23 protein-coding genes are annotated in these 25,289 nt (G+C 46.7%); 7 read left to right on the top strand and 16 right to left on the bottom strand.

All coding sequences use genetic code 11. From position 1 onward, the window contains the following. Positions 1-969: 969 nt before the first annotated feature. Together QUB20_RS12135 and QUB20_RS12130 are read right to left on the bottom strand one after the other, a co-directional pair. Positions 970-1,404: an MAPEG family protein gene (locus QUB20_RS12135; protein ID WP_333242731.1), complete on the bottom strand. Its 435-nt coding sequence runs from the start codon at positions 1,402-1,404 to the stop codon at positions 970-972. Positions 1,405-1,413: 9 nt separating this feature from the next. Then, complete coding sequence (locus tag QUB20_RS12130; protein WP_333242728.1) at positions 1,414-1,842, bottom strand: DUF6220 domain-containing protein; 429 nt, start codon at positions 1,840-1,842, stop codon at positions 1,414-1,416. A gap of 178 nt (positions 1,843-2,020) precedes the next feature. Between QUB20_RS12130 and QUB20_RS12125 the strand changes: the two genes are divergently transcribed. Continuing rightward, positions 2,021-2,773, top strand: a complete 753-nt coding sequence (locus QUB20_RS12125; protein WP_333291377.1) for a LuxR C-terminal-related transcriptional regulator — start codon at positions 2,021-2,023, stop codon at positions 2,771-2,773. A gap of 142 nt (positions 2,774-2,915) precedes the next feature. On the opposite strand, the gene QUB20_RS12120 is transcribed toward QUB20_RS12125, so the two are convergent. The 3 genes from QUB20_RS12120 to QUB20_RS12110 are packed head-to-tail and all read right to left on the bottom strand — an operon-like array spanning position 2,916 to position 5,084. Then, positions 2,916-3,803 carry a sulfite exporter TauE/SafE family protein gene (locus QUB20_RS12120; protein ID WP_333054388.1) on the bottom strand — a complete coding sequence of 296 codons (888 nt, stop codon included), beginning with the start codon at positions 3,801-3,803 and terminating at the stop codon, positions 2,916-2,918. Further along, positions 3,800-4,351 carry a rhodanese-like domain-containing protein gene (locus QUB20_RS12115; RefSeq protein WP_333054390.1) on the bottom strand — a complete coding sequence of 184 codons (552 nt, stop codon included), beginning with the start codon at positions 4,349-4,351 and terminating at the stop codon, positions 3,800-3,802. The genes QUB20_RS12120 and QUB20_RS12115 overlap by 4 nt, the downstream gene beginning before the upstream one ends. Positions 4,352-4,382: 31 nt before the next feature. Beyond that, positions 4,383-5,084, bottom strand: coding sequence for an MBL fold metallo-hydrolase (locus QUB20_RS12110; RefSeq protein WP_333054391.1), 702 nt, complete (start codon positions 5,082-5,084; stop codon positions 4,383-4,385). A gap of 97 nt (positions 5,085-5,181) precedes the next feature. Here QUB20_RS12110 and QUB20_RS12105 point away from each other — a divergent pair, with 97 nt between their 5' ends. After that, positions 5,182-5,526, top strand: a complete 345-nt coding sequence (locus tag QUB20_RS12105; protein ID WP_333246312.1) for a metalloregulator ArsR/SmtB family transcription factor — start codon at positions 5,182-5,184, stop codon at positions 5,524-5,526. Positions 5,527-5,646: 120 nt separating this feature from the next. Here the strand turns inward: QUB20_RS12105 and QUB20_RS12100 are convergent, their stop codons facing one another. The 10 genes from QUB20_RS12100 to QUB20_RS12060 all read right to left on the bottom strand — a co-directional run bounded on the left by QUB20_RS12100 (position 5,647) and on the right by QUB20_RS12060 (position 13,978). After that, the gene (locus tag QUB20_RS12100) at positions 5,647-5,856 is read right to left on the bottom strand and encodes a hypothetical protein (RefSeq protein ID WP_333246314.1); all 210 of its coding nucleotides are present in this window, start codon (positions 5,854-5,856) and stop codon (positions 5,647-5,649) included. 241 nt (positions 5,857-6,097) lie between these two features. Further along, positions 6,098-6,334 carry a type II toxin-antitoxin system Phd/YefM family antitoxin gene (locus QUB20_RS12095; RefSeq protein ID WP_333246316.1) on the bottom strand — a complete coding sequence of 79 codons (237 nt, stop codon included), beginning with the start codon at positions 6,332-6,334 and terminating at the stop codon, positions 6,098-6,100. Between the two features lie 293 nt (positions 6,335-6,627). Then, positions 6,628-6,810: a ParE family toxin-like protein gene (locus QUB20_RS28690; RefSeq protein WP_445299395.1), complete on the bottom strand. Its 183-nt coding sequence runs from the start codon at positions 6,808-6,810 to the stop codon at positions 6,628-6,630. A 33-nt stretch (positions 6,811-6,843) separates the two neighbouring features. Next, a complete protein-coding gene (locus tag QUB20_RS12090) occupies positions 6,844-7,083 on the bottom strand; it encodes a hypothetical protein (protein WP_333246318.1) in 240 nt (79 codons plus the stop codon). Between the two features lie 135 nt (positions 7,084-7,218). Beyond that, positions 7,219-8,034 (bottom strand): DMP19 family protein, encoded by an 816-nt coding sequence (locus QUB20_RS12085; RefSeq protein WP_333246320.1) that lies wholly within the window; start codon positions 8,032-8,034, stop codon positions 7,219-7,221. A gap of 273 nt (positions 8,035-8,307) precedes the next feature. After that, entirely contained in the window at positions 8,308-9,894 is a 1,587-nt protein-coding gene (locus QUB20_RS12080; RefSeq protein ID WP_445299394.1) for an NAD(P)H-quinone oxidoreductase subunit 4, read from the bottom strand. Positions 9,895-10,094: 200 nt separating this feature from the next. Next, entirely contained in the window at positions 10,095-10,259 is a 165-nt protein-coding gene (locus QUB20_RS12075) for a hypothetical protein (RefSeq protein ID WP_333291376.1), read from the bottom strand. 148 nt (positions 10,260-10,407) lie between these two features. Further along, positions 10,408-12,453, bottom strand: coding sequence for an NAD(P)H-quinone oxidoreductase subunit 5 (locus QUB20_RS12070; protein ID WP_333246321.1), 2,046 nt, complete (start codon positions 12,451-12,453; stop codon positions 10,408-10,410). A gap of 389 nt (positions 12,454-12,842) precedes the next feature. Then, positions 12,843-13,220, bottom strand: coding sequence for a thioredoxin family protein (locus QUB20_RS12065; RefSeq protein WP_333242698.1), 378 nt, complete (start codon positions 13,218-13,220; stop codon positions 12,843-12,845). Between the two features lie 44 nt (positions 13,221-13,264). Next, complete coding sequence (locus tag QUB20_RS12060) at positions 13,265-13,978, bottom strand: NnrU family protein (RefSeq protein WP_333246323.1); 714 nt, start codon at positions 13,976-13,978, stop codon at positions 13,265-13,267. A 296-nt stretch (positions 13,979-14,274) separates the two neighbouring features. Between QUB20_RS12060 and QUB20_RS12055 the strand changes: the two genes are divergently transcribed. The 3 genes from QUB20_RS12055 (at position 14,275) to QUB20_RS12045 (ending at position 18,695) form a co-directional block, all read left to right on the top strand. After that, positions 14,275-15,279, top strand: coding sequence for a LysR family transcriptional regulator (locus tag QUB20_RS12055; RefSeq protein ID WP_015174889.1), 1,005 nt, complete (start codon positions 14,275-14,277; stop codon positions 15,277-15,279). A gap of 132 nt (positions 15,280-15,411) precedes the next feature. Continuing rightward, on the top strand, positions 15,412-16,860 hold the full coding sequence (locus QUB20_RS12050; RefSeq protein ID WP_333246325.1) for a serine/threonine-protein kinase: 1,449 nt from the start codon (positions 15,412-15,414) through the stop codon (positions 16,858-16,860). 161 nt (positions 16,861-17,021) lie between these two features. Beyond that, entirely contained in the window at positions 17,022-18,695 is a 1,674-nt protein-coding gene (locus QUB20_RS12045) for an asparagine synthase-related protein (RefSeq protein ID WP_333246327.1), read from the top strand. 465 nt (positions 18,696-19,160) lie between these two features. Here QUB20_RS12045 and QUB20_RS12040 read toward each other — a convergent pair whose 3' ends face one another. After that, positions 19,161-20,165, bottom strand: coding sequence for a zinc-dependent alcohol dehydrogenase family protein (locus QUB20_RS12040; RefSeq protein ID WP_333246334.1), 1,005 nt, complete (start codon positions 20,163-20,165; stop codon positions 19,161-19,163). 198 nt (positions 20,166-20,363) lie between these two features. Between QUB20_RS12040 and QUB20_RS12035 the strand changes: the two genes are divergently transcribed. Together QUB20_RS12035 and QUB20_RS12030 are read left to right on the top strand one after the other, a co-directional pair. Beyond that, complete coding sequence (locus QUB20_RS12035; RefSeq protein ID WP_333246329.1) at positions 20,364-21,428, top strand: transposase; 1,065 nt, start codon at positions 20,364-20,366, stop codon at positions 21,426-21,428. Between the two features lie 242 nt (positions 21,429-21,670). Then, positions 21,671-25,216, top strand: coding sequence for an EAL domain-containing protein (locus QUB20_RS12030; RefSeq protein WP_333246331.1), 3,546 nt, complete (start codon positions 21,671-21,673; stop codon positions 25,214-25,216). Positions 25,217-25,289 lie beyond the last annotated feature (73 nt).

Here is a 25,289-nt window from a genome sequence, read left to right as displayed (position 1 = left end):
CTATCCGACTATAAACTAAGAAAGCGATTTCAATAAGCAATTCCATCGCTTGATCGGGGTGTAAGAGTTCTACAAGCTCGATCGTCTTTAAAGGCGATCGGGGAAATTTTAACCTAAAATGTCATATTTATGCTGCTTTCACCAATATTGTAATCGCGCTAAATAACTTTATTTTTGAATAGTTTGACTAATAAAATAACTAATAAAAACAGACCACAGCATGATACTGACACTATTGTTTCGGTGATATTTGGTGAGATAAATATGATAAATCCCTGATCTTTAATCAAGGCAGAGAAGCTTGAGACACAAAATGGCATGAGATATAACCTGAATGCCTGCCAATGATCTCTTTTGCCTTTACTAGAAGAAACACTTAGCATCAGACCCGTACCGATTACAGCACTTATACCAATTGAATTGAGCCATATCTTGACCGAAGGATCAAAATGAAAACAAACTACTATAATATACCAAATGAGATAGCACCAGAGAATAGCTTTATCTAATTTGATTTCGTAAAGATATTGAATCAACCCTTTCATGGCTCTAAAAATGCTTTGATTTTTTCAATTGTATTGATGAATACAACCCAGTGGAGTGAATAATTAGGGATGGATAGCCAAAGAGTCTTCTAACGAGACAAAGCGGTTATTTTTAGCGACCAACCATGTCGCTCAAACATTTTGCCGAGTCCTTTGCCAGCAACATATTTCGCCTTAATCTTCATGATTAATCTATAATAGCTATCTGAACAGGATTTTAGCGCATCGCTTCAAAACTTGCTCCGGCGCGATCGCTCTACTGGTAATTTTAAAGTATGGGGTATTGCGATCGCGACCTAACGACTCGGTTCAGTGGCAGACAGCCCCGCAAGACCCCAAACATACACGCAGAAACAGGGTAGGCTTTCCGCTGCACGCTCATTGTTCGGCAACTTTTGATAACTTCTACCTCATTTGAACGAGGTTAATTGATTGTGCCAAAGTGGATAAGTGCTGCGCGGATCGCGATGAACCACACCGCGAGCGTGGCAAATAGGTAGAGGTAGAACCGAAGTATGATGAGATTGAATGTGCAATGGACAGCACTATGCAATGTGCGAAACACAACGAATACCCACGCGGCGTTCACATACACTGTATCCACCTGCTTTGTGATGAACAGATATAGGACAAGCGCATAGAAAAGTACCGGAACCTCGAACAGGTTTTTTAGATTATCCGATGGATTGGATACGCTTGGTGGCGAAATTTGTGCCAGTGTACCCGGTACAGCAAGCTCTTTTGGGCTGAGCTTTATATTGGTGATAAAACTGATACGGCGGATGTACATATACACCCAGACTAGGAATGTTAGAAACACTGTTGCAAAGAAGGGACTGAAAATTGTATCTTGCGTCATTTATACCTCTCAAATTTGATTATTGTGATAGTTGCTGAACGATAAAGTAGACGATATACGATGTACAAGGCTTGAAGAAACATAGAGTAACGTAAATCCAATTAGAGGATGCAGTATCTCTAGGTGAAGAGGACTTTTGAGATGAATGCTGGAAAATTGTAGTCCAAGCAGGATTGGCAAACTGGCGGCGAGATGTCGTATTCTGCGTGAGAATGGGGCGATTAACGACCATCCCAGTAATACTAATGACAGCCCACTGTACTCTCGCACGAACCAAACATGAATATTCCACCATGCAGGATTATGGAAGTAGGCAACTCCAACCGTTAATAACTGAGCAATCAAGCAGACATTAAAGATGATTGAAGTCACATAAAAGCTGATGAGTATCCCACGTGTGGGAGTGCGATCGGACTCGGTTTCCAAACTTGTTATCATGTCAAGTTGTTTTTGAGATTATAAGGGTAATATAAACTGAGTATTGCCATGCTTCCAGACCTCGATCGGGTACTCTTTTTGACACTCAAGCAATTTGGTTACAAGCCCCCAGATTCCTCCGTGGGGTCAATTCTAAAATCTAAAATCTAAAATCTAAAATCTAAAATCGGTTGACACCATGAGCATGACAAGTCCCTTGCAGCTTTTATTTGAAGCGATCGACCAGGTGAAGGATGAACAAGAGCTGCGATCGCAAATCCTGCCCAAAATCGGTGAGTATTTTGCAGCTAAACGATCGGGAATCTTTTTCTTCGATCAACTGCCCTTGGTAGATAGTAATCTTCAGAAAATACTGAAAGTTGGGCTATCGATCGAACATAATCCTGTTGCACGTTATTTAGCAGAACGTCATGCTCCTGTCCATGAAGCATTAGTGACATCATCTCCCAAGGTTTGGACAATGATTTGTCCCCGTCCCGATCATTGGCACGTGATGGCGGGGCCGATCGTCAGTCGCGGTCAATTAATGGGTGTAGTGGGTTGTACGCGCGATCGATCCATGCCCGCTTTCGATACAGAGAATCTAGCCGATTTGAGTGCGATCTGTTTGCATTTGTCTGTTTGGGCTGCAACAGTACGCGCGGCGAAGCTATGCCGTAGGGAATCGCAGCACCAACCTTTCAAGACCTCACGCCTAACGCCTCGTGAATTGCAAATTGCCGAATTGGTTGCTTTGGGGCGAACCAACGCAGGAATCGGGAGGGAACTTTGGATTACTGAGAATTCAGTAAAGCAAGCTTTGAAGCGAATGTTCCGTAAGCTTGAGGTTTCGTCTCGTGCAGAAATGGTTGCACAGCTTTCGGCGACAAAATATAATTTGCCAACCGTAAAAATGTCTCCATCCAACTTGATGCAGAACACTCACCAATAAACTTAAGGCTAGAAACCCTAAGAGCGATCCTCTTCTGCAAGCTTCGCTAACGCATTGAATTGAAGGGCGATCGATCTAGTGGTAATTTTGAAGTATTGAATAGGGCGATCGCGATCTAAGGGCTAAGATGAGTGGTGGCAGATTACCTCGGCATCACAGCCGACATCTCCCGTCCGTTTGAAGAGAGTGCGTTGTGAGGTGGCTCGTCAGCAGATGACTTTTTGATTCCCTGTAAGCTATCACGATTTTGGACCAATACGAATGTGGCGACTACTAGCAGAAAGTAACCGAAGCCTTTTTGAAGTTGTTGCGCTGGAATAAACTGTGCAAGATAAGCCCCAATCACCGTTCCGCATCCAGCTAAAAAGGTGAATGAAACCGTGAGATTCCAGTCTAAGGAAATATGCCCTAAATAACCTAGCAAACCCGCGACCGAATTACACGCAATAATGAGCAGAGAAGTCCCTATCGCCTGTCGCATGGGTACGTTTCCCAATAAAACCAAGGCAGGGACGATCGCAAACCCGCCACCCACACCGACTAATCCTGTCAAAATCCCTACTGCAATCCCTTCAGTCATCAGCCATAGCCAGCAGTATTTGCAAACAGGTTTGACGTACTCGATAGCCTCTAGCTCATCCTTACTAGATACTACCGTCTTTGACAAGGTGGTGCGATAAATCATCAAGCCTGCGGCAATCAGCATCGACAATCCAAATAGGGTCATCTGGAATGCGCTGGTAATGAACGGCAGCGTCGCAATTCTTGCACCGAGGTAAGCCCCCAACATGGTTGCAGTTCCAAAAATTACTGCGGTTTTGAGATTAAGATTACCGCGCCGCCCATGGGGAATGCTGCCCAATAAGCTAACAGTCCCGACAATAATCAAAGTCATGGCGATCGCAGGTTTAGGCGCAACACCCATCACATAAACCAGCACAGGCAGTGCTAGCACAGAACCACCACCGCCCAATAAGCCTAAACTCACACCAATACCAACTGCCAGGAAATGTCCAATTATCCAGATCATCGTTTATTTCCGGCTTGTTGGTTGTAAGGTAACTTTGCCAGTAGCATTCCCATCGCACAGGTGTTAGTGATTCCAGCAAACACTAAGCCAGCACCCACAAATCCACTCAGAAGTAAAAAATTAGGTGAGACAAATACCCCTAAAACTGTTCCCACAAAAACCAATGAGCCTGCAACAATCTGCACTTGCCGAAACAAGCTAATCGGCGCATTTTGACTTTTTTCAATCGGATAGCCTGCATTTTTCCAAGTAGGAATTCCACCACGCAGATGAATCACAGAATTGAATCCTGCGTCTAAACATTGTCTGGCGGCTTTGGCAGAGCGATTTCCAGATTGACAGTAGAGAACGAGTTTTTGTCCCTCAGACGGTCGTACTTGAATTGGATCGAATTGTGACAGTGGATGCAATTTTGCGCCGGGAATACGTTCAGTTGCATATTCGGCAGATTCCCGAACATCCACTAAAGTTACGGCGTTTTCCTCAAGCAATTGTTTCAAGGTTTGAGCATCAATTTCTTGAAGTTGAGAATCGTTAGTCAGTGTCATAGTTGTACTCCAAATAAAATAGATCAAAGGTCTAGGCAGAAATTGAGGTGAGGTTGCCACACCGTTCATTAGCTGGCACGGCTTCCATCATTTTTTGAGGGTTGGGCAGATTCAGTGCATTCATAAATTGAATAAACTCATCCCGACTGCGCCCTGTAAACCTAGGGTTCCAGCGTTTTTCTTCCTCAATGGAAGAAACAGTTTGCCCGCGATAGTCGTGTCCTGGATAGATCGAGGTAGAATCAGGCAAGGTAAATAATCTTTGAGTAACTGAATCAAACAAGGTTCCGGCGTCCCCGCTTTGAAAATCCGTGCGTCCACAGCCACGGATCAATAACGCATCCCCGGTCAGCAAGTGACTTCCATTGACGAGGTATGCCATGTGGCTATCTGTGTGTCCTGGCGTGGCGATCGCCTGCACTTCCACAGTTCCAAGCTGTAGCGTTTCCCCTGGATGGATAAAACGGTCTGCACAGTTAACCTGTGCTTGGGCTGGAACCACACTCACACAGCCTGTTGCTTCCCGCAGTTGAGACGCGCTGGTAATGTGATCGGCATGAACATGAGTTTCCAAGCAATAACGCAATGTCAAACCCAGTTCTTTCAGCAATTTGATATCTCGCTCCACCTGTTCCAACACTGAATCGACCAATAGGGCTTCTGCGGAAGCGCGATCGGCAATCAGATAAGTATAGGTACTGCTTTCCCGGTCAAAAAGTTGACGAAACAGCATAGGCATCAGCCTCTCATTACATATTTACTGATAATATTACTATATAGTAGTATTGTCTAAAAAACAAGTCTCGCTCAAAATCTATTCACTCCTGCTTATGTCTCAAATCCCAGTTTCCGCTCTCGCTCAGGTGGCTGACTACTTCAAAGTTTTATCAGAGCTTAGCCGCCTGCAATTGCTGTGCGCGCTTAAGAGTGGTGCTAAAAATGTCACTGAAATCATTGAAGAAACAGGGCTGGGGCAAGCCAATGTTTCCAAGCACCTCAAGATTTTGACCCAGGCAGGCATCGTTCAACGGCAGCAGCAGGGAGTCAGTGTTTACTATCAAATCACTGACCCAATGATTTTTGATTTATGCGAACTTGTGTGTCAGAAGCTCGAAACTCGATTGCAAGAACAGTCACAACAGTTAAAAAAACTCGACAGATTGCGTCAACTCTAACCACGCTTTGTTGGCTGCAAGTGCTGTGTGCGCTCAAGAGTGGTGCTAAAAATGTCACTAAATCTAGCTATCTGCACGCTTATAATTCATCACCAATGTCGCAATAGTCAGACCATTCTGTCAAGCTTGACAAATAAGCATTGTGTCAAATGGATCGCGATGTAATAGTGGCAGTTTAGCCCGTTGAGCTACGCTACTTTCATGAAGAGCAAGACTGACAATTTGATGAAGATAGCGCTGTTTGGGTAAATATGTTGCGGGATGCTCCGGTAGAGGTAACTTACCCAACTGGTACTTGACAATTGCTTCCCAGACTGAAACTGCACTCAAATAGACCTCATTATCTGGAGCGCGAATTGCATCTCGAACATCTGTTGATAACTGGGCGTCACCACTGATGAACCATAAAAATATAGCAATCCTAAATCATTTGTAAAAATATGTAGGGGTAGTGCTACCCCTACTCCTCGTGCCTACCCCAGCCTGCATCGGGGCAACCACGGGGGGTTTGCCCCTACAAGAATTACACGAATCATTTAGGATTGCTATATGTGGGTATCTAGCAGAATCTTCATTTACCTTCAAATGCACTGAGGATATCTTCTGGCAAAGGAGCATCGAAATCATCTGGAACGGTAAACTCGCCTGTACACAAACCGAATGGTCGTAATTGCTTGCTGCTAGAAATAGGTCTGAGTTCGGCGATCGGCTTATCTGCTTGCAGGATAACAAAAGTTGCACCAGCCTCCACTTGACGCAGATACTTTGAAGGATCGCGCTGAATTTCGTCAACTGTCACGTTCAACATAAAAATGCCTCCGTATAAAGCTCAAAAGCAGTTTCATGGTCTTTTTCAACAACCGCAGTGAACGTTCTGATAAAGTTAAACTAAAGTGGATGAAATAACCATTATAACTGAGATAGCAACCTGTCGTACTCTGCGTGTGAACCAACCCAAAACCAAATCACAGTATCTCCATCCAACTGACCAAGAATTTTTTGATGGTACCCGCCACGTGATTTATCCGTGGAATCAATCCAAAATCTAAAATCTAAAATCCTCAAGCCCCCGAATTGATATCGCGCAAGTCAATCCAAAATCTAAAATCTAAAATCTAAAATCGAATGACCAACGGCTCGATAGTTGTTGCTGATTCTAGCAGAGTAGATTGGTAACTCTGGATGCACTTTTTTGAAACGCAGACTTGGATAATTTGGGTTTTCCTTGAACTGGCGATATGCCTCGCGTGTTTGCTCTTGAACTTGTGAAAGGCAGTGTCGCAAAAGATTTACGGAATTCGGCTGTAGTACGAGAATTCACAATGTTTCTGGATCGAGTTTTTGGGTTTTACCTGCGTGATACTCAGCCATTGCGGAGGCTGCAAGTTTAGCAAGAACATCGGGAGAACTCGCAAATGCTCGATCCCATCTTAGATCGTCTTGAAGTTCTTCCAAAATCATTGAGGCGATCCTCTTCGAGGGCTTCGCTAACGCATCTTGCTCGCTGGCAGACAAGGTTTTCAACTTAGCGATCGCACGCTCTAGTAACTCAGTCATGGCTAGCACTCTCTTAGAATGAAAATGGCATATTATTTATTATCGCTTATTCTAGCAAGTATAGAAATAAGCACACTTAAGAGTAAAGACTAAAAAAGATAGTGCATCAACCTAACTATTAATTTGGCTGCATAATTATACGACTACCAGCTCCGCAATCTGTTCCTTGGACTTTCCAGAAAACATCATTGCCTTCCCGTCAGCCTCCACCATAAAGTGATGCCCCTTATCGGTAATAAAGTGCCAAGCGAGTATTCTTTGGCCACCGTACTCATTCATAGTATCGCCTGCCGTAACGCGCTCAAGCTTATGGCCGGCTGCATGGCACAAGGCTCGTATCAGTTTAATGTATCTCGGCTCGGCAGCACGGGCTTGGGCGAGCCGGGCCTCGCGATCGGAAATACTCAATGCTCGTCGAGTGACTTCCTGTTGGATTCGATCTTCTGCTACAACAATCAGGCCGGGGCGCGCTTTTAACCAGTTAGCATTTAATCGTTCGAGACTCTCCTCTTGTGCGATCGAATAAAAGTCCTCATTTATGCCATTTAGCCTGTCTCTCTCAGCATTTTCGCCGAATAACCCACTAGAAAAGAACGATGCTAACTTTGTCTTTCGTGCTGTAACCAGCGCCTCTCCTTTTGCAAAAAGATCGGTATGTTGTGTCGCGCCGATTTGCCCAAGGCCTTCTTTAACTAGCGCGATGACAGCAGGCTGCCACCTTGTGTTATAGACAAACTGAGCAAAACCGCCATTATTCACCTGCCCGAGGTAATAATCAACGTAGTAACTGAGGAGTGCGTCGTGAGAAATTTCTGAGAGATTCAGAAGCTCTTCAAATAGTGCATTCACAAAGTCAATATTTGATTGGATCGTCGCGCGGATATCATCGCTATTCATGCTTTCCGCTGAGAGCACGACCGCATCTTTCGAGCCAAGTATGTCGTCACTCATTTTTCCGTCTCCCTCTTAGGCTAAAACTTTTTATCTTGCCCAACTATTAATTATATTGCAGTTGCAACATCGAATATAGCCTATCATGCTCTTTTATGCTTTTTGAGGAACGACAATACTGAAAATTACATCAGCGTTCATCTGTGTTTATCTGCTGAAATCTGCGGTTTAAAAATCCCAATCTAATCGATTTACTTCGAGCCGATATATACAAAACCCCCAAACCATTTTAAAAATTAAGTTTGGGGGTTTTCTTCCTAAATCCAGTTTAAATCACAACTTACTCGGCTCGATCGCCGGAGCACGCAGAGACACAGTTTTATCCGCAGCAGCCTTAGCCACAAGCGACGGCACAGAATCGCGCAACTTTGCAGTCAACTGTACAGTAGTCGCATCGTAAACCTGAGTCAGCATCTTGGGATACAAACCAATGCCAATAATAGGCACTAACAGAGCCGCAATAATAAACACTTCTCGCGGTTCCGCATCCACCAATTCCTCGTGATCCGACAATTCCTTATTTTCAGGCCCGTAGAAGATTTCACGCAGCATCGACAGCAGATAAATCGGAGTCAAAATCACCCCGACAGCAGCTAGAAATACCACACAAACCTTAAACACCGGATTGTAAGCATCGCTCGTTGCAAAACCCACAAATACCATCAATTCTGCTACAAAACCGCTCATTCCCGGCAAAGCCAAAGAAGCCATAGAACAAGCAGTCCACATGGCAAAAACCTTACGCATTTTCTGCCCGACACCGCCCATTTCATCGAGCATGAGCGTGTGAGTGCGATCGTAAGTGCAGCCCACCATAAAGAACAAACTCGCCCCAATTAAACCGTGGGAAACCATTTGCAGCATTGCACCGCTAATTCCCAAATCGGTAAACGAAGCTATCCCAATCAGCACAAACCCCATGTGCGAAATCGAAGAATAAGCAATTTTCCGCTTCAAATTTCGCTGAGCAAAAGAAGTTAATGCCGCGTAAACAATATTTACCACACCCAAAATTACTAAGAGGGGTGCGAAGGTAGCGTGAGCATCGGGGAGCATTCCCGCATTCATCCGCAGTAAAGCATAGCCGCCCATTTTTAGCAGAATTCCTGCTAGCAACATGTGGGCGGGTGCGGTTGCTTCGCCGTGAGCGTCAGGAAGCCAAGTGTGGAGGGGAAAAATTGGCAGTTTGACGCCGTAGGCTATTAAGAAACCTGCGTACAGAAGCAATTCTATATTGGGGGCGAAGTCTTTAAGCGCGATCGCCCGCATATCGAAAGTCACCGTATCCCCGTAAAACGCCATCGTCAGCGCGCCCAGCAAAATAAACAGCGAACCGCCTGCGGTGTACAGGATAAACTTAGTTGCTGCATAGAGGCGCTTCTTGCCGCCCCAGATTGACAAAATCAGGTAAATCGGGACTAATTCCAGTTCCCAAACTAGGAAAAACAGCAACATATCCTGTACGGCAAAAACTGCGATTTGGCCGCCGTACATTGTCAGCATCAAAAAGTAAAATAGCTTCGGTTTAAATGTGACCGGCCAAGCAGCTAAAGTAGCCAGAGTAGTAATAAAACCAGTCAGCAAAATCAGCGGCATCGATAAACCGTCAGCACCCACAGACCAGTTCAAATCGAGTTGCTGCACCCAAGTATAGCTTTCTACCAGTTGCAAATCTGGATTGCTGAAGTCGTACTGAGTGTAAAAAGCGTACACAAGTAGGGCAAAATCGATCAAACCCACAATTAGGGCATACCACCGCACCGTCTTGCCATCCTTATCGGGAATTAAAGGAATCAGCAAGGACGCAGCAATGGGAAACAGAATTGTTGTTGTTAACCAGGGAAAGTTAGCTGTATCCATTGCGTTTTAAAATGATCCATCAGTTATTAGGTTTAAACACATTTTGCCAATTTTAGCCTAAATTTTATACTTTCTTTAGACGGAACATTTTTTTTTGCTATTATCTGGACAAATTATGCGATCGCAACAGTTAAGTTTAATGAAAGATTTATTTCTATTTGCTAATTGTCAATTGTGAGTTATTGAGCTAAGGCCCGTTCTTAAAATATCTTCTGGCGAGAAATGGCATTGCCCCTTGGTGTCAACTTCAGCCGCTCATCTGCAATTGGGCGAGTCCGCCAGGGAATGAATTCCCTGGCTAATAGCGAAAGTCCTCTCAAGAGGACTAATAGATATCTCCAAAAAAGCCAGTATTGGACAGGCAAGATGCCTGTTCCACAATAAGAGGTTTAAGGAGTTCTTCAGTCCTCATAGCGAGGACTTTAGCTTTGAGACAGGGAATGAATTCCCTGTCGGACTATCGGTTTTACCGGGAAAGTTGACACTAATGGACAAGGCCGTTTCCCTAAAGATTTAACCGACTCCAGAAACGATCGCAAAACCCAGAACTGCGACAAACACAATCAGGGCATAAAATTGAGCGCGACCGCTCTCAAAGTATTTCAAACCTTCGCCACTAACCAAGGTGAGAAACCCTGTTAAGTTGACGACACCATCGACGACGCGCAAATCAACTTCCATGACTTGCCGCGCTAAACGGCGGCTGCCTTTGACAAAGAGAAAATCGTTGATATCGTCGAGATACCACTTGTTCAGGGAGAACTCGTAAAGCGGTTTGATTTTTTGGGCGATCGCACTTGGGTCAATTTTACGGCTCAAATACATCAGAGAAGCCAAAGTAATGCCCAGCAAAGCAATACCTACAGAGCTTCCGCCCATGATTAGAAATTCCGTCAAATTGAACTCAGCAGCGTGTTCCAAAACTTCTTCGAGAGACTCCCCTGGCGCGCGAACAAACTGCTCGAAATAATTGGCAAACGGCGTACCGAGAAAACCGATAAACACAGAAGGTACTGCCAGCAACACTAACGGCAGAGCCATTGTCAGAGGAGATTCGTGAGGCAAATGGTCGTGCTCATCGTGACTGTCGCCAGTTGATGCCAATTCCTTAACGTTCATCGCTCCAGGGCCAAAAACAAGACCGGGCTGCAAGAGTTGTCGCTTGATGGCGCTGTCATTGCCCCGGAATTCGCCCTCAAAGGTGCTGAAATACATTCGGAACATATAAAACGCGGTCATCCCGGCCGTCAACCAGCTAACAGCCCACAGAGCGGGATTTGCGGAGAAGGCGCTGGCGAGGATTTCGTCTTTTGACCAAAAACCAGCAAAGGGCGGAATTCCGCAGATTGCCAAATTTCCGATTAAAAAGCAACTAGCGGTAATCGGCATATATTTCCGCAAGCCGCCCATGACTCGCATATCTTGAGCGAGTGCAGGGTTGTGGCCTACAACTGCTTCCATCCCGTGAATCACTGAACCTGAACACAGGAACAGCATTGCTTTGAAATAAGCGTGTGTCATCAAGTGGAAAAGTCCGGCACTGTAAGCGCCGACGCCCATTGCCATCACCATGTAGCCGAGTTGGGAGATGGTGGAGTAGGCGAGGCCTTTTTTGATGTCATTTTGGGTAATCGCGATCGAAGCACCCATAAATGCCGTAAAACAGCCGGTGCAGGCGATCAAATTCATGACTGCCGGCAGCCCTTCAAACACCGGGTACATCCGAGCGATCAGGAATACGCCGGCGGCTACCATTGTCGCGGCGTGGATTAATGCCGAAATCGGTGTCGGGCCTTCCATTGCGTCTGGGAGCCAGACGTGGAGAGGGAATTGAGCGGATTTGGCTGCTGGGCCCAAAAATATGAGGACGCCGAAGATTGTCGCCAGAGTCGCGGAAAGGGCGCCGGATTCGACTAAGGAGTGCAGGCGTTCGCCCATCACCTCAAATTCAAAGCTGCCGGTGGCCCAGTAAATGCCGAGGATGCCCAGCAGTAGGCCGAAGTCGCCGACGCGGTTGGTGACAAAAGCTTTTTGGCAAGCGTCAGCAGCGGGTTTGCGATCGTACCAAAATCCGACTAGCAGGTACGAACACATACCTACGAGTTCCCAGAAAATGTAAATCTGAACGATGTTCGGGCTGATTACCAGACCCAACATCGACGCGCTGAAGATGCTCAGGTAGGCGTAAAAGCGCACGTACCCGTCATCGTGAGCCATGTAACCGTCGGTGTAAATCATCACCAAAAAGGCGACCGTAGTGACGATCGCCAGCATCACCGCCGTCAGCGGGTCGATGATATAGCCCATATTCAGCGAGAAGTTGCCAGCAGAAGCCCACTGAATAGTGCGGGTGTAGGGTGCGTGGCCCTGTAGTTGACTCCACAGCAATGCGAAGGAGAGTACCATTGACCCTCCGAGTGCGGACACGATTAATATCGCATTCGCTTGTCGGAGTTTGTTGGTTGCCTGGTTAAAGGTGATTAAGCCTAGACCTACTAGCATTGCGCCTGCCAGTGGCAGGACAGGAATCAGCCAAGCGTATTGATAAAGCAGTTCCATGACTGATAGGTAGTTTAAAGTTTCTACTAGATATGGCCAAAACTGTAAACAATTGTGACACACGCCTGCGCGACCCGGCAGAAATACTTGTTGTAATTCTCAAGCGTTGTCGATCGACAACGCTTGAGACCTACTGCCTATTTTCCGATCGAGCCGATCGATCTAGTTCGCCTTAAATCTATGCCCAAATATAGACTGACAAATCGAGCTTGGACGGAAAGAAATCAAGAAACCTGGTTTTTTAACCGATACCCTGGCGCTTCACACTATATTTTTGTAAAAAACACTGTTTCGGGGTTCAGGAATGCGACATTTGGCGCTCAGGTGGCCGATCGACAAATGAGGAATTGCTTCTGATTTCTACCTAAAAGCCGAATAACTTGCAGCCGTTACCTGTTGGCTACTTCCTGAAGTTGCAGCCGTTGAGATGGGGAAACTACGTGAGCGGCCAGCATCCAGGCATCCAGAGTCCGCCGCAGTTCCTCGCGTCCTTGGTAGTCTTCCAATCTAAATCGAACTTTATCGCCCTCAAACAAAATCAGCGTGGGCAGACTTGTCAGCCGATAAGTGTGGGCCAACTTGAAACATTGATCGGCATTCACCCCTACGAGCTTGACTTTTCCTGCCCACTGTGCTTCAAAAGTCTTAAGCGTGGGGTCGATCGCGCGGCACAAACCGCACCAAGGAGCCGAAAAGTGAACTAAAACGGGGGTAGAGGCTTGAAAAACCTCTTGTGCAAAAGTGCGTTCGCTAACCGACAACACCATGAGCCCTCAAAATTTAATAATTTTTTTCTATCCTAGGGATCATGCTACCAGTATATGTTCCTAGTGACACGCATCAAAAAAGGATGAATTTCCCACAGCAAACCAGTAAAAATGACTACACCTACGTAGGAAGGGCGCAGAAACTCAAGCAAATCAAGGGTTTGACGCTTTTGGAGGATTGCCAAAAAAGGCATGATTGAGGTTCGAGATTTGATGGTTTCAAAGGATTCTCCAAAACGAGCCTGAAGTCGTCTGTCGCCGTGCCACACTCCGAACAGGTGGTGAATTACCAAACCGATGGAAGTGACGAGGGTAAAGCTAGTGCCAATCCACAGGGTGTGGGCCACGCACCAAATCACTTGTCCCACCATTTGCGGGTGACGAGTGATGCGAATGATGCCAGTCTCGTAGAGGTGAACTTGGGGCTTTTGGACGGCGGCAATTTCTAGGAGGTTGAAAGTTGCTGGGTACAGAAACAGAAAGGAAATTGCCGAAAGTATCCAAACTGCAGGTTTAACTCCGGGTAATCCCTGTACTTGCCAAAGCTGTACGCCGTCGTAACGGTGGTTGAAAAAGTAGACAATCAGAATGACGGCTAGCGGCAAACTGACAAGGGCAAACAAAACGCGGTAAAGTCTCGGCCCGATCAGCTTTTCACCTTTGGGCCGGAGGGCTGCTAAACCGCTGTGGGCGATCGCAAAAACCAGTAATAAGCCCAGAATAACTAAGTGGGAGTCGAGCGCCAAGTCGATCGTCATTGCAAATATTAAGAAAAGTTATTGATTCTCGGCCAATTTGTGTCACAAAGTATCTATGGGAGCATTCAGCGGTTATCAGTCATCAGTCATCAGTCATCAGTCATTAGTTACTCAATAGCAACTAAAGACCGCAGACAGAGGACGAGTACAACTGACTTTAAGGTTGCGTGTGTTGCAGCCAAATGACTGGCATCGAAGTCAACTCCGACTGTTGCACACCAAATCGAACCAGCTTGTCGATTGACCGCAGAGATTGACAGAAGACCCGCCCCTACACCTACTGACAATTTAGATATATGTCTGACCTTCCTTTCACTTTAGACCAGTTACGCATTCTCAAGGCGATCGCCTCTGAAGGAAGCTTCAAACGCGCCGCGGACAGCCTCTATGTATCCCAGCCAGCAGTTAGCTTGCAGGTGCAAAACTTAGAGAGACAATTGGACGTGCCGCTGTTTGACCGGGGGGGGCGGCGGGCGCAACTAACCGAAGCCGGACACCTGCTGCTGAGTTACGGCGAGAAAATTTTATCGCTTTGCCAGGAAACTTGTCGAGCCCTGGAAGACTTGCAAAATCTCCAAGGTGGTACTTTGATCGTCGGCGCTTCTCAAACAACGGGAACCTATTTGCTGCCCCGGATGATTGGGATGTTTCGCCAAAAGTACCCGGATGTAGCAGTACAGCTTCACGTTCACTCGACCCGCCGCACGGCGTGGAGTGTAGCAAACGGGCAAATCGATTTGGCAATTGTTGGCGGAGAAATTCCTACCGAACTTGTAGAAGCTTTAGAAATTGTTCCTTACGCTGAGGACGAACTGGCTCTGATTCTTCCTCCATCTCACCCGATGGTACAACAAGAAACTATCCAAAAAGAAGACCTTTACAAATTGCAGTTTATATCCCTCGATTCGCAGTCTACGATCCGCAAAGTAATCGATCAGGTACTGACTCGCTGCGGCATTGACACGCGCCGCTTGAAAATAGAGATGGAACTAAATTCGATCGAAGCCATTAAAAATGCCGTTCAGTCGGGGCTGGGAGCTGCTTTTGTCTCGGTTTCGGCGATCGAAAAAGAGTTGCTCATGGGCGTCTTGCACAAATCTCAAATGGACGAAGTTTTGGTAACTCGCATTTTGTCGCTGATTTACAACCCCAACCGCTACCGTTCTAAAGCAGCAGAGGCTTTCAGCAATGAAATTTTGCCCCAGTTTGCTACTTATTCGACCATCCTGGAGAAGAAAGAACCCCCTGCCCTCGATTTGGGATTCATAGAAATAGCAACTCCCAATTCGGCGGGAAGTTAATCTCTTAGGTCGCTGGCAGTTAGCAGTTCGCGGTGAGTTGAGAAATCGAAATCTGGTTTAACCATCACTTTTTCTTCGTTCTTCCCTTTTCCTTCTTTCCTCTTCCTTCTTCCCTCTTCTTAGCAAACAAAAATGGAAGTTTACTGCACCCGCCCGGGCTGCCCGCGCCCTCAAAACTCTTTTCCCGACCTCGATGACAGTTCGCGGCTGAAAACGGTGCAGCAAAAGTTTTGCACCGCTTGCGGGATGCCCATGATTTTGAGGGGCCGCTATTTGCCCGTGAGGTTGTTGGGTCAAGGCGGTTTTGGGGCGGCGTTTTTGGCCAGAGACCGGGATACTCCGGCGATGCGGCAGTGCGTTGCTAAACTTTTGCAGCCGTCGGTAAGTCTGACTCCGCCCCAGCTAAAAATCGCTCAAACTCTGTTTGAACGGGAAGCGGCGGTGCTGGAAGAACTGGGAAACGAACATTCCCAAATTCCGAGTTTGCTGGCTTTTTTTGAGCTGACTGTTACGAGTTTGCAGCCGGGAAAAAACGATCAGTTTTTCTATCTGGTTCAAGAATTTATTGACGGTAAAAATTTGGAGGATGAACAGGCTGTTAAAGGCTGGTTTTCGGAGGCGGAAACGGTGGAGGTGCTGCGGGAAATTTTGAAGGTTCTCGATTTTGTACACTCTCGCGGTTCGATTCACCGGGATATTAAACCTGCTAATATTATGCGGGGTAAAAATGGTCGGCTTTATTTATTAGATTTTGGGGCTGTTAAACAAGTAACACAAAGTGTTGGGAGTGCCAAAGCTTCGACTGGTATTTATTCTTTGGGTTACGCTCCCCCAGAACAGATGAGCGGGCAAGAAGTTTATCCGGCAACGGATTTGTATGCTTTGGCTGTGACTTGTATTACTTTGCTGAGTGGTTTGCAGCCGACGGAGCTTTTTGATAGTTATAGAAACGAATGGAATTGGCATTCGCGGGTGCAGGTAAGTTCGCGTTTGGCTCATGTTCTCGATCGAATGTTATTATCAGCTCCCAGTCAGCGGTTTCAATCTGCGAGTGAGGTGGAAGCGGCTCTGATGTCTGGGCCTCAACAACATTCTCAACCACCTACAGTCGTGGTGGCGCCGCCTCCGATACCTCTTCAACCAACTCTGCCGCCTCCTCCTGTACGGGTTCCTGCAACACCTCCCGGAGGGCTGCAACCTTCGCAGAGAGCGACTTTTTCGATTTGGGAGGTTTTGTCGGGGGCGGCGTTTACGGGTTTTGAGGCGGGGGTGCTGGCGATCGCCCTGACGAGTTTGCTGCCCTCTCCTGGTTTGAGTATCGGATTGTTGGGGATGATTGTGGCGGGTTTGATTTACGGCCAGTATCGCAGGGCGATCGAACAAACTGAGATGTTGATTATTGGTGCAGGTACTGTGGCTTTGCTGTGGTTTTTCCCGGTTTTACAGACGGCTGCAGGTGCGATTTATCCGAATTCTCCGATCACTGGCGTGTTGTTTGTGGGATGGTTAGGTGCTTTGGGTGCGATCGCTGGAACAGCTATTTTTAGATTGATTTATAAGTTACTTTCTAATATTTTTTAACTTGCACCACTGTCAGCAACAGGCAAGATGCCTGTTCCACAAAGAGTGAATTTATTGTGGGATGGACATCCTGCCCGCAACAGGCAAGATGCCTGTTCCACAAAGAGTGAATTTATTGTGGGATGGGCATCCTGCCCGTCCATAAAAAGCTTAATAAATCAATGGAAAATCAGAAGTCGATTAACCCGAATTGGGTCATTGCTTGGGGCCCAGAAGCCCGATCGCACCCTGCAACTTGGGAAACGTCCGGTTTTGCCATCATCGGATCTCAACCCACCTTCAGCCCCGATCGGCGATTTGTGCTGGTAGGCGACTGCTGCTTCGATCGCACTTTGCTAGTCAAACAACAAATTGATACTGATGGATTGAGCGATTTGGCGATCGTCGGACAGTTATGGGAAACATCCGGCCCTCAAACTTTGAGCTTATTGGAAGGACAATTTGCCCTTGCTGTGTGGGATCGAGAGGAGAAAACCTTGTGTCTGGGGCGCGATCACGTCGGAGCCAAAACCCTCTATTACACCCGTACAGGAACGACTCGCCATATTGCACCTCGACTGCGATCGCTCAATCCCTATCACGATCGCACACTCGATTTGGTTGCTTTGCGCGACTATTTGTGCTGTGCTTTTGTACCCGGAGCACAAACGCTGTGGGAAGCGGTGCGAGAGTTGCGCCCTGGTAGCTACTTGTATTTACCGGATGTTAAGGCGCAAAGATACTGGGAACCGCAGGAGCAAATTACTAATGCCGATCGCCCTTTGGAATGGCACAGTCAACAAGTGCGATCGCTTTTGGAACAACTGGTGCAGGAAGCGCTACCAGCGGGAGAACCAGTCGCAGCATATCTTTCGGGTGGTATTGATTCAAGTTGCGTCACGGCGATCGCCACAAGGCTGCACGATCGTCCGGTACACACTTTTTCGATGCACTTTGGCGATCAATATCCCAGCGAGATTGAATTTGCCAACATCGTCGCAGCACATTGTGGCACTGAGCACCACGTTTTGGAAGTTTCGCCGCAGCAAATTTGGGAGTTGCTGCCGGAAACGCTGGCGGCGATGGATGATCCGGTGGGGGAAGGCTTGACGGTGCCCAATTTGCTGCTGGGGCGATCGGCAAAGCAATTCGCAGACGTGGTACTCAATGGCGAAGGCGGCGATCCGTGCTTTGGCGGGCCGAAAAATAAGCCGATGTTACTCAACAGTTTGTATGGTTCGATTCAGGGTAAACCAGATCCGATCGCAGCTTATTTGACTTCGTTTCAAAAATGCTATGTGGATTTGCCACGTTTGCTGAAGCCGGAGGTTTGGGAAAAGGTGAAGAATGCGCCTTCCGTGTTTGCTGAGGAATTGCAACAGACAGAAACGACGTTTTTGAATCGGCTGATGCGGCTCAACATTGAGTTTAAAGGAGCCGATTACATTTTGACCAAGGTGAATAATCTCACGGCTGCGGCGGGACTAAAAGCTCGATCGCCTTTGTTTGATGCGCGGATGGTGGCACTGAGTTTGCAAATTCCGCCAGAGTACAAGCTTTCGGGCGCGCAGGAAAAAGCGGTTCTCAAGGCTGCTGTGGCGGATTTGCTACCCGATGTCATTGTCAACCGTCCGAAAAGCGGGATGGTGATGTCGATGCAGCAGTGGTTTTTGAGGGATTGGCAGCGGCAAGCGCGATCGTTGCTGCTGAATCCTCATGCGGCGATCGCGCCTTACGTCGATCGAACACTAATCCGCGAGTGGCTAAACTATCGTGGGGAAGTTTTTCCCCGCTATGGGCTGAAGCTGTGGCTGCTGGTGACGCTGGAAATTTGGTTACAAGTTAATCGCCGTTAGTTACCCCCAATTAGGGTAGGGGGCCGTGCCTTTCGTCGTGTCAACTTCAGCAGTTGACCCCAAATTTATCGATCGACAGTGGCATTTTCCCTATGCGGTTTTTGCTCTTGTTTATAGAACCGAATTAAACCGCAGAGGGCGCAGAGGATACAGAGAAACGGAAGAGACAGATGAATCATTCCGATGCCAACGGATTTGATATACAGTGTATTTCATAAACCTGGAATACGTTGTATATAGCCATCCTAAATCATTTGTCAATTTCTTGCTCCCTCCCCTTGGTAAGGGGAGGGTTGGGGTGGGGTAAAAAGTTTACGACTCCTGCAAGAATTGCTTTAGCTCTCCTGCGATGATTATGGGATGTTTGGTTTCACGCTTTTTTAATTCGCCAACAGTCTATTGAAATAGCCCGCAATTCTCAATTGCCTGCGATTCTTCAACCCGCAAATTTAACAATCCGCATTTTTAACCCCCAATTTCAAGCACGATTTTACCGGTTACTGAGCCGGTTTCTAACAGTTCGTGAGCGGCTTGCGCTGCTTCGAGAGGGAAAGTTTTGCTGACGTGAATTTTTAGCAAGTTGCGATCGCACAAACGAGCACATTTCTGCAAAATCTGAGCCTGCTGTTCCTGTTCCTCCACCAAACCTTCTAGCATCGGTGTCAACATTAATTCCAGACTAATTCGCAGATTCCGCATTCTCGCTGTTTTCAAATTGCCCAAAGCTGGATCGGGTTCCAAAATTGTTACTAAATCTCCATAAATTTTCACCGCCGGAATAGTTTGGTAAAAAGTTTCTCCCCCGACTGTATCGAAAGCCAAATCAACTCCTTGTCCTTGAGTCCAAGTCAAAACCTCATCGACAACATTGGTGTTTTTGTATAAAATAACTGAATCTGCACCTAGGTGCTTGACAAAATTGGCTTTTTCCTCAGAACTAACAGTCGTACAAACCTCTGCCCCCTGCAACTTTGCCAACTGTACCGCGACGTGGCCGACACCGCCGGCACCAGCTTGAATCAGCACCTTTTGACCGGCTTGCAAGCGCCCTCGATCGTACAGCGATTCCCAAGCTGTAATTAAAACTAACGGTGCCGCCGCCGCCTCGGCAAAACTTAAAGCAGCAGGCTTGAGGGCGAGAAAGCGTTCGTCTACAACGGCAAACTCGGCATAAGTCCCGATCGACCCGCCCAAACCGCCATTGCAGAAAAAAACCTCGTCTCCCACTTGGAAACTTTGCACACCAGCACCGATAGCCTCTACGACTCCAGCACCGTCGCACCCCAAAACGTGAGGAGCTTTATCGGGGTAAAAAGTGCCGCGCGATCGCAACTTAGTATCTATCGGATTGATACCCGCCGCTCGCAACCGCACCAAAACTTCAGTTTCTGTTTGTATAGTAGGGGCGGGGATATCTTGCACTTTCAATACGGACGGGCTTCCGGGGGTTTGAAAAACGATCGCTTTCATCATGAGTGTTACACTAGATCAGATAATCCCTAGACTTTATTGTACATTGCTTAGCAAAGCAACAAAAAACTTTTCGTTTATCCCAAAATTTATGAGGGTTGTTGAAAGGCATTACATAGATCGGCAGCATCAGTTTTATAAACAGTTTGATGGCTTATCATTTCTGTTCAAAAATCTCTACGATCGTGGTAAATATTTATGAGGACACACTTTTTCACTTCGGGTTCTAAAGTTGGTGGCACTAAAATTATCAGACAGTTATTTGCCATCTTCAAACCTAGAGACTTCTCTCAATCATTCCCTGCTAATATTAGTAGCAAGCAAGTTTTCAAACAAGTTGTTCACGATTGGGAGTATTGCCAAAAGTCAAGAATAGCGTATGACCGAGATATACCTAAATTTTCATTTCTCCCCAGCATCCCCCAATACAAACATAGAATCTGTACAGGTAACTTGTTCAGTTCTGATAACCAATCCATAAAAAAAAGGGGGAGCGACTCCAATAAGGGACTACTTCATTTCTCTCCAAGTGACATAATAATTTCTACAAAGTCCCAAGATGTCATAAAGGTAAGAATAGTTCCTGCAACAGCGCTCTACTTTGTTGAGGCTGCCCATCAAAAGCTTGTAACGTTGGTGAATTTAAATTGCCACCTTAGAGCAAGTATAGATTTAGGGATAGATCGCCTCGTAGCTGTGGCATCCAATAAGCCAACATTTATTCCAACTATTTATGATTCTCAAAAAAATCTCACATCAATCAATCAATGTTTCAATCAGCGCCAAGCATTTTTACTGTCAAAAATTGAGCAGGGAAAATCTACTATGCGCCAAATGCAGCAAATCACCTTTAAACGAAATAAACGATTAGAAAACTACCAAGATAAAACCAGCAGTTTGATTATCAAGCGGTTGGTGGCTCGGAAAATAATTCAGTTCATTATTGACACAAATGTGAGAAATAAACAAAATATAAAATTACAAAAAAAGCATCAAATTTTGGGTGTAATTCCTCATGCCGAAATCGTAAAGTTTATTATTTACAAAACTGAGCTAGTCGGTATCAACATAATAGTTACACAAGCATATTATACAAATAAGTGCAGATTAGGGGATTTAGAGCCTGTCGGTAAGCAAGACTCTTATCAGGGTAAGATCGATAAACGCGGGTGGTTTCGGTCTTGGAATGAAAGTCGGATTAATGCTGATGTGAATGCAGCGTTAATTATGATTAGAAAAGTAAACGTAAACTCACCCCCTTAGAGGAGTGCCACAATCGTATATATGTGTTTACAATTTCACCTGTACGGTTTCAGCCTGTACGAAAAAAAATACAAAAAGTTCGGTAATGTCAAGTATTGCCAGGTTTTTTGTGAACTGTTAACTCTCTTGTCGCTTTCAGGGCGATCTGACCTTGTATTCGTTACCCATCCGTGACGATACTTAGTTATTTTTAAATAGATTGGCTTCAGATAACTACAATAATTGTCGAGCGGTGCTAATCGATGTTCGATCGAGATTTATTTTTTTACTTTGAGATTCTTGCATATCTTCTGGGATTATTGACGACTTTAGCCGTGGTGTCCGCGATTTATCTCAAGTGGCACCGAAGGCCTTCTAGTCTACCGCTAGCCAAAGAGCAACGGCAGTTGGCAGAATTAAAACCCGACGATTTATCTGCGGGATTGAAAATGCGGAAAAACTTTTTGATTTTTCCCAACTCAAATCTGTGGCCGGCAACTGACAGCTTCTTGGGTAAAGTTTTAGGTATGGGTCGCGCTGTATTCTTGGCTAAGCAACAGCGCCTAAGTGTGAATTCTTCGCCTATTCTGGGGCCTGGAAATAGCAAAACGCTAAGTCTGAGCATTGCGGGTTCGATGGGGCAAAATCCCGATCGCCCGAATGCCGAGAATCCTCCCAAAGTTACTGCTTCCGCGCAATTAGAGGAAGATTTACTGGGCGAAATCCTAGCAGGTACTGATTCGCCGGGGGGAGCAGAATTCTTTGATGCCTTAGTTTGCCACTTAGCCTCAGCACTCGGAGTTCGCACCGCCGTCGCTGCCAAATCGATTAAGTCGAAGGCACGCACCGATACTGCTGCCGATAGATTGCAACTTATCAGTTTTTGGAGCGACGGACAGCAGCAGCCAAATTTTGAGTGCGACACTGCCAATACTCCCGAAGCGCGGGTGCTGGAGGAGGGAATGTATTCCTGTCCAGACTACCTCGGGGAAACCTTTCCAGAAGACCGCAGACCGGTAGTTACGGGTGCGCGCAGTTTCCTGGGAGTCTTGCTGAAAAACTCTTACGGCGAACCTTTAGGGATTATTTGTATTTTTCACGATCGACCCCTGGTGGAAGCACATCTTGCCAAATTCCGATTAATTCTCAGTATCTTTGCCGGACGGGCAGCCGCTGAATTAGAGCGGCAGCGCCTAGAAGCAGCACTGTCTACTGTAGAAGCGAAATACTGTGCCCTGGTAGAACAAATGCCCGCTGTCACCTACATTTCTCCCCTCAACCGCAAGGCTGCCAAACTTTACATCAGCCCGCAAATTGAGACTTTTCTAGGTTATTCTGTAGCTGAATGGAGAGCCGATCCCGACCTGTGGCTGAAACTCGTTCACCCAGAAGACCGCGATCGCGTGTTAGTGGAAAACGCCACACAGAAATTCAGCGAGGGAGAAGATATCTTCTGCGAGGGGTCGCTGGTTTCAGAATACCGCGCGATCGCCCGCAACGGTCGAGTCGTCTGGTTCCGCGATCAAGCTACCGCAGTTCGTGATGAAGCAAGCAAGTCTGTCATCCTTCAAGGCGCAATGTTTGACATCACAGAGACTAAAGTAGCTGCCAGCGCGTTGCTAGAAAGCGAATATCGCTATTACACCTTGGCAAAAATACTGCCGGTCGGGATTTTCCGCGCCGATGCTGCTGGAGATTGCTTGTACGTCAATGAGCGATTTTTGGAGATGGCGGGACTGACTGCGCCAAAGGCACTCGGCGAAGGTTGGGCGCAAAGTTTGCATCCCGAAGACCGCGAGCGTGTTTTGAGCCAGTGGTATCGCGCTGTCATAGACAAGTTGCCATGTAAGTTAGAGTACCGCTTTTGCAACGGTGAGTTGACAACCTGGGTATTTTGGCAAGCAGTGCCAGAAATTACCAAAAGCGGGGAAGTTCTAGGCTATCTCGGCACGTTGACCGATATCACCGATCGCAAGCAGGCAGAATTCGCGCTGCAACAGGCCGAAGAGAAATACCGCAGTATTTTTGAAAATGCGATCGAAGGCATTTTCCAGACAACGCCCGACGGACGCTACCTCAGCGCTAACCCTGCTTTGGCGAGAATTTACGGCTATTCCTCGGCCGCCGACTTGATCGCGAACATACGCAACATCGACAGCCAACTCTACCTCGATCCCAACCGCCGTGTCGAGTTTTTGCGCGCGATCGAAAAACACGGTTTTGTGTCTGAGTTCGAGTCCCAAGTTTACCGCGCTGACGGCACTACTATCTGGGTTTCCGAGAACGGCCGGGCAGTTCGCGATCCTGACGGAAATTTACTTTACTACGAAGGCACTGTCGAAGATATTACCCTCCGCAAAATAGCAGAAGATAAGTTGGTACACGATGCTTTGCACGATATGCTAACCGGTTTGCCCAACCGAGCTTTATTTATGGATCGCTTGGGGCACGCGATCGATCTTTCCAAACGCCGCCCCGAAATTTTGTTTGCGGTGCTGTTTATCGATCTCGATCGCTTTAAGGTTGTTAACGACAGTTTGGGGCATTTAGTGGGCGATCGGTTGCTCATCGCGATCGCGCAGCGCCTGGGAATCTGTTTGCGCGCTGGAGATACCGTTGCGCGTCTTGGTGGCGACGAATTCGCTATTTTGCTGGAAAATATCAAAAGCACCGAGGATGCGATCCAGATTGCCGAACGAGTGCAAGCGGAACTGGCAGAGCCTTTTTACCTTAACGAATATCAAGTTTTTACCAGTGCTAGCATTGGGATTGTTTGTTCTGGTTTGCCTCGATATCCAAGGGAAACCAGCAAACTGTCGAGTCCCGAAAATTTGGGAAATATCGATCGGGAAACTTCTTTGTCTTGCTTATCTTCCGACTCTCCTGTTCCCAATGTCCCGTTCCCAATGTTGTACGATCGGCCTGAAGAACTGCTCCGAGATGCAGATGCGGCCATGTATCATGCTAAGGGATTGGGCAAAGCTCGCCACGAAGTTTTTGACTTAAGTATGCACACTCGCGCCGTCGCCCTTTTGCAACTGGAAAACGACCTGCGACGCGCTTTAGACTCCCAGGAATTTCAGCTTTACTATCAGCCTATCGTCTCTCTTGTTACTGGTAGAATCAGCGGTTTTGAAGCGCTGCTGCGGTGGTATCACCCGCAGCGGGGTGTCGTAGCTCCTGGCGAGTTTATTTTAGTAGCTGAAGAAACTAGATTGATTATACCTATTGGCTGGTGGATGATGCGATCGGCTTGCCATCAGATCCACGAGTGGCACCAAAAATTCCCCGAAAATCCGCCGTTGACTGTCAGCGTCAACCTTTCTAACCAACAATTTAAACAACCGGATTTAATCGATCGCATTCGCGACATTTTACAAGAAACTCAGCTTGACCCCCGCACTTTAAAGGTAGAAATTACTGAAGGCGTCATCATGGAGAATGCCGAATCAGCAGTGGCTATCCTCGCGGAATTGAAAAATTTACAAATTCAATTATATATTGACGATTTCGGCACTGGCTATTCTTCTTTGAGCCGCCTGCACACTTTTCCAACTGATGCTTTAAAAATCGATCGAGCTTTTGTCAGCCGCATGACTGAAGATGAAGGAAACGAAGCGATTGTACAGACTATTTTAATTTTAGCCAGTCATTTAGGCATGGATGTAATTGCTGAAGGCATCGAAACCAGCGAACAGCTTAATTTACTTAGAGCGCTGCAATGCGAATACGGACAAGGATACTTTTTCTCAAAGCCGATAGACAGCATCGCAGCCACACTTTTGATAGAAAGTCAACCCCAATGGTAAGGATCGCGAATTAAATAACTTACAATTTTAATTGTTATTGTGGGATGGGCGTCCCGCCCGTCCAAAAAGGACG

The sequence above is a fragment of the Microcoleus sp. B4-C2 genome, from assembly GCF_036705265.1.
Taxonomy (GTDB): domain Bacteria; phylum Cyanobacteriota; class Cyanobacteriia; order Cyanobacteriales; family Microcoleaceae; genus Microcoleus.
Note: the sequence above shows the minus strand (reverse complement) of the source record. Positions and strands in the feature narration are given on the sequence as shown.

Excerpts from the sequence above, each read along its gene's own strand:
- QUB20_RS12135 (WP_333242731.1), bottom strand. The coding sequence starts at position 1,404 with ATGACGCAAGATACAATTTTCAGTCCCTTCTTTGCAACAGTGTTTCTA.
- QUB20_RS12130 (WP_333242728.1), bottom strand. The coding sequence starts at position 1,842 with ATGATAACAAGTTTGGAAACCGAGTCCGATCGCACTCCCACACGTGGG.
- QUB20_RS12125 (WP_333291377.1), top strand. The coding sequence starts at position 2,021 with ATGAGCATGACAAGTCCCTTGCAGCTTTTATTTGAAGCGATCGACCAG.
- QUB20_RS12120 (WP_333054388.1), bottom strand. The coding sequence starts at position 3,803 with ATGATCTGGATAATTGGACATTTCCTGGCAGTTGGTATTGGTGTGAGT.
- QUB20_RS12115 (WP_333054390.1), bottom strand. The coding sequence starts at position 4,351 with ATGACACTGACTAACGATTCTCAACTTCAAGAAATTGATGCTCAAACC.
- QUB20_RS12110 (WP_333054391.1), bottom strand. The coding sequence starts at position 5,084 with ATGCTGTTTCGTCAACTTTTTGACCGGGAAAGCAGTACCTATACTTAT.
- QUB20_RS12105 (WP_333246312.1), top strand. The coding sequence starts at position 5,182 with ATGTCTCAAATCCCAGTTTCCGCTCTCGCTCAGGTGGCTGACTACTTC.
- QUB20_RS12095 (WP_333246316.1), bottom strand. The coding sequence starts at position 6,334 with ATGTTGAACGTGACAGTTGACGAAATTCAGCGCGATCCTTCAAAGTAT.
- QUB20_RS12090 (WP_333246318.1), bottom strand. The coding sequence starts at position 7,083 with ATGACTGAGTTACTAGAGCGTGCGATCGCTAAGTTGAAAACCTTGTCT.
- QUB20_RS12085 (WP_333246320.1), bottom strand. The coding sequence starts at position 8,034 with ATGAGTGACGACATACTTGGCTCGAAAGATGCGGTCGTGCTCTCAGCG.
- QUB20_RS12080 (WP_445299394.1), bottom strand. The coding sequence starts at position 9,894 with ATGGATACAGCTAACTTTCCCTGGTTAACAACAACAATTCTGTTTCCC.
- QUB20_RS12070 (WP_333246321.1), bottom strand. The coding sequence starts at position 12,453 with ATGGAACTGCTTTATCAATACGCTTGGCTGATTCCTGTCCTGCCACTG.
- QUB20_RS12065 (WP_333242698.1), bottom strand. The coding sequence starts at position 13,220 with ATGGTGTTGTCGGTTAGCGAACGCACTTTTGCACAAGAGGTTTTTCAA.
- QUB20_RS12060 (WP_333246323.1), bottom strand. The coding sequence starts at position 13,978 with ATGACGATCGACTTGGCGCTCGACTCCCACTTAGTTATTCTGGGCTTA.
- QUB20_RS12055 (WP_015174889.1), top strand. The coding sequence starts at position 14,275 with ATGTCTGACCTTCCTTTCACTTTAGACCAGTTACGCATTCTCAAGGCG.
- QUB20_RS12050 (WP_333246325.1), top strand. The coding sequence starts at position 15,412 with ATGGAAGTTTACTGCACCCGCCCGGGCTGCCCGCGCCCTCAAAACTCT.
- QUB20_RS12045 (WP_333246327.1), top strand. The coding sequence starts at position 17,022 with ATGGAAAATCAGAAGTCGATTAACCCGAATTGGGTCATTGCTTGGGGC.
- QUB20_RS12040 (WP_333246334.1), bottom strand. The coding sequence starts at position 20,165 with ATGAAAGCGATCGTTTTTCAAACCCCCGGAAGCCCGTCCGTATTGAAA.
- QUB20_RS12035 (WP_333246329.1), top strand. The coding sequence starts at position 20,364 with ATGAGGACACACTTTTTCACTTCGGGTTCTAAAGTTGGTGGCACTAAA.
- QUB20_RS12030 (WP_333246331.1), top strand. The coding sequence starts at position 21,671 with ATGTTCGATCGAGATTTATTTTTTTACTTTGAGATTCTTGCATATCTT.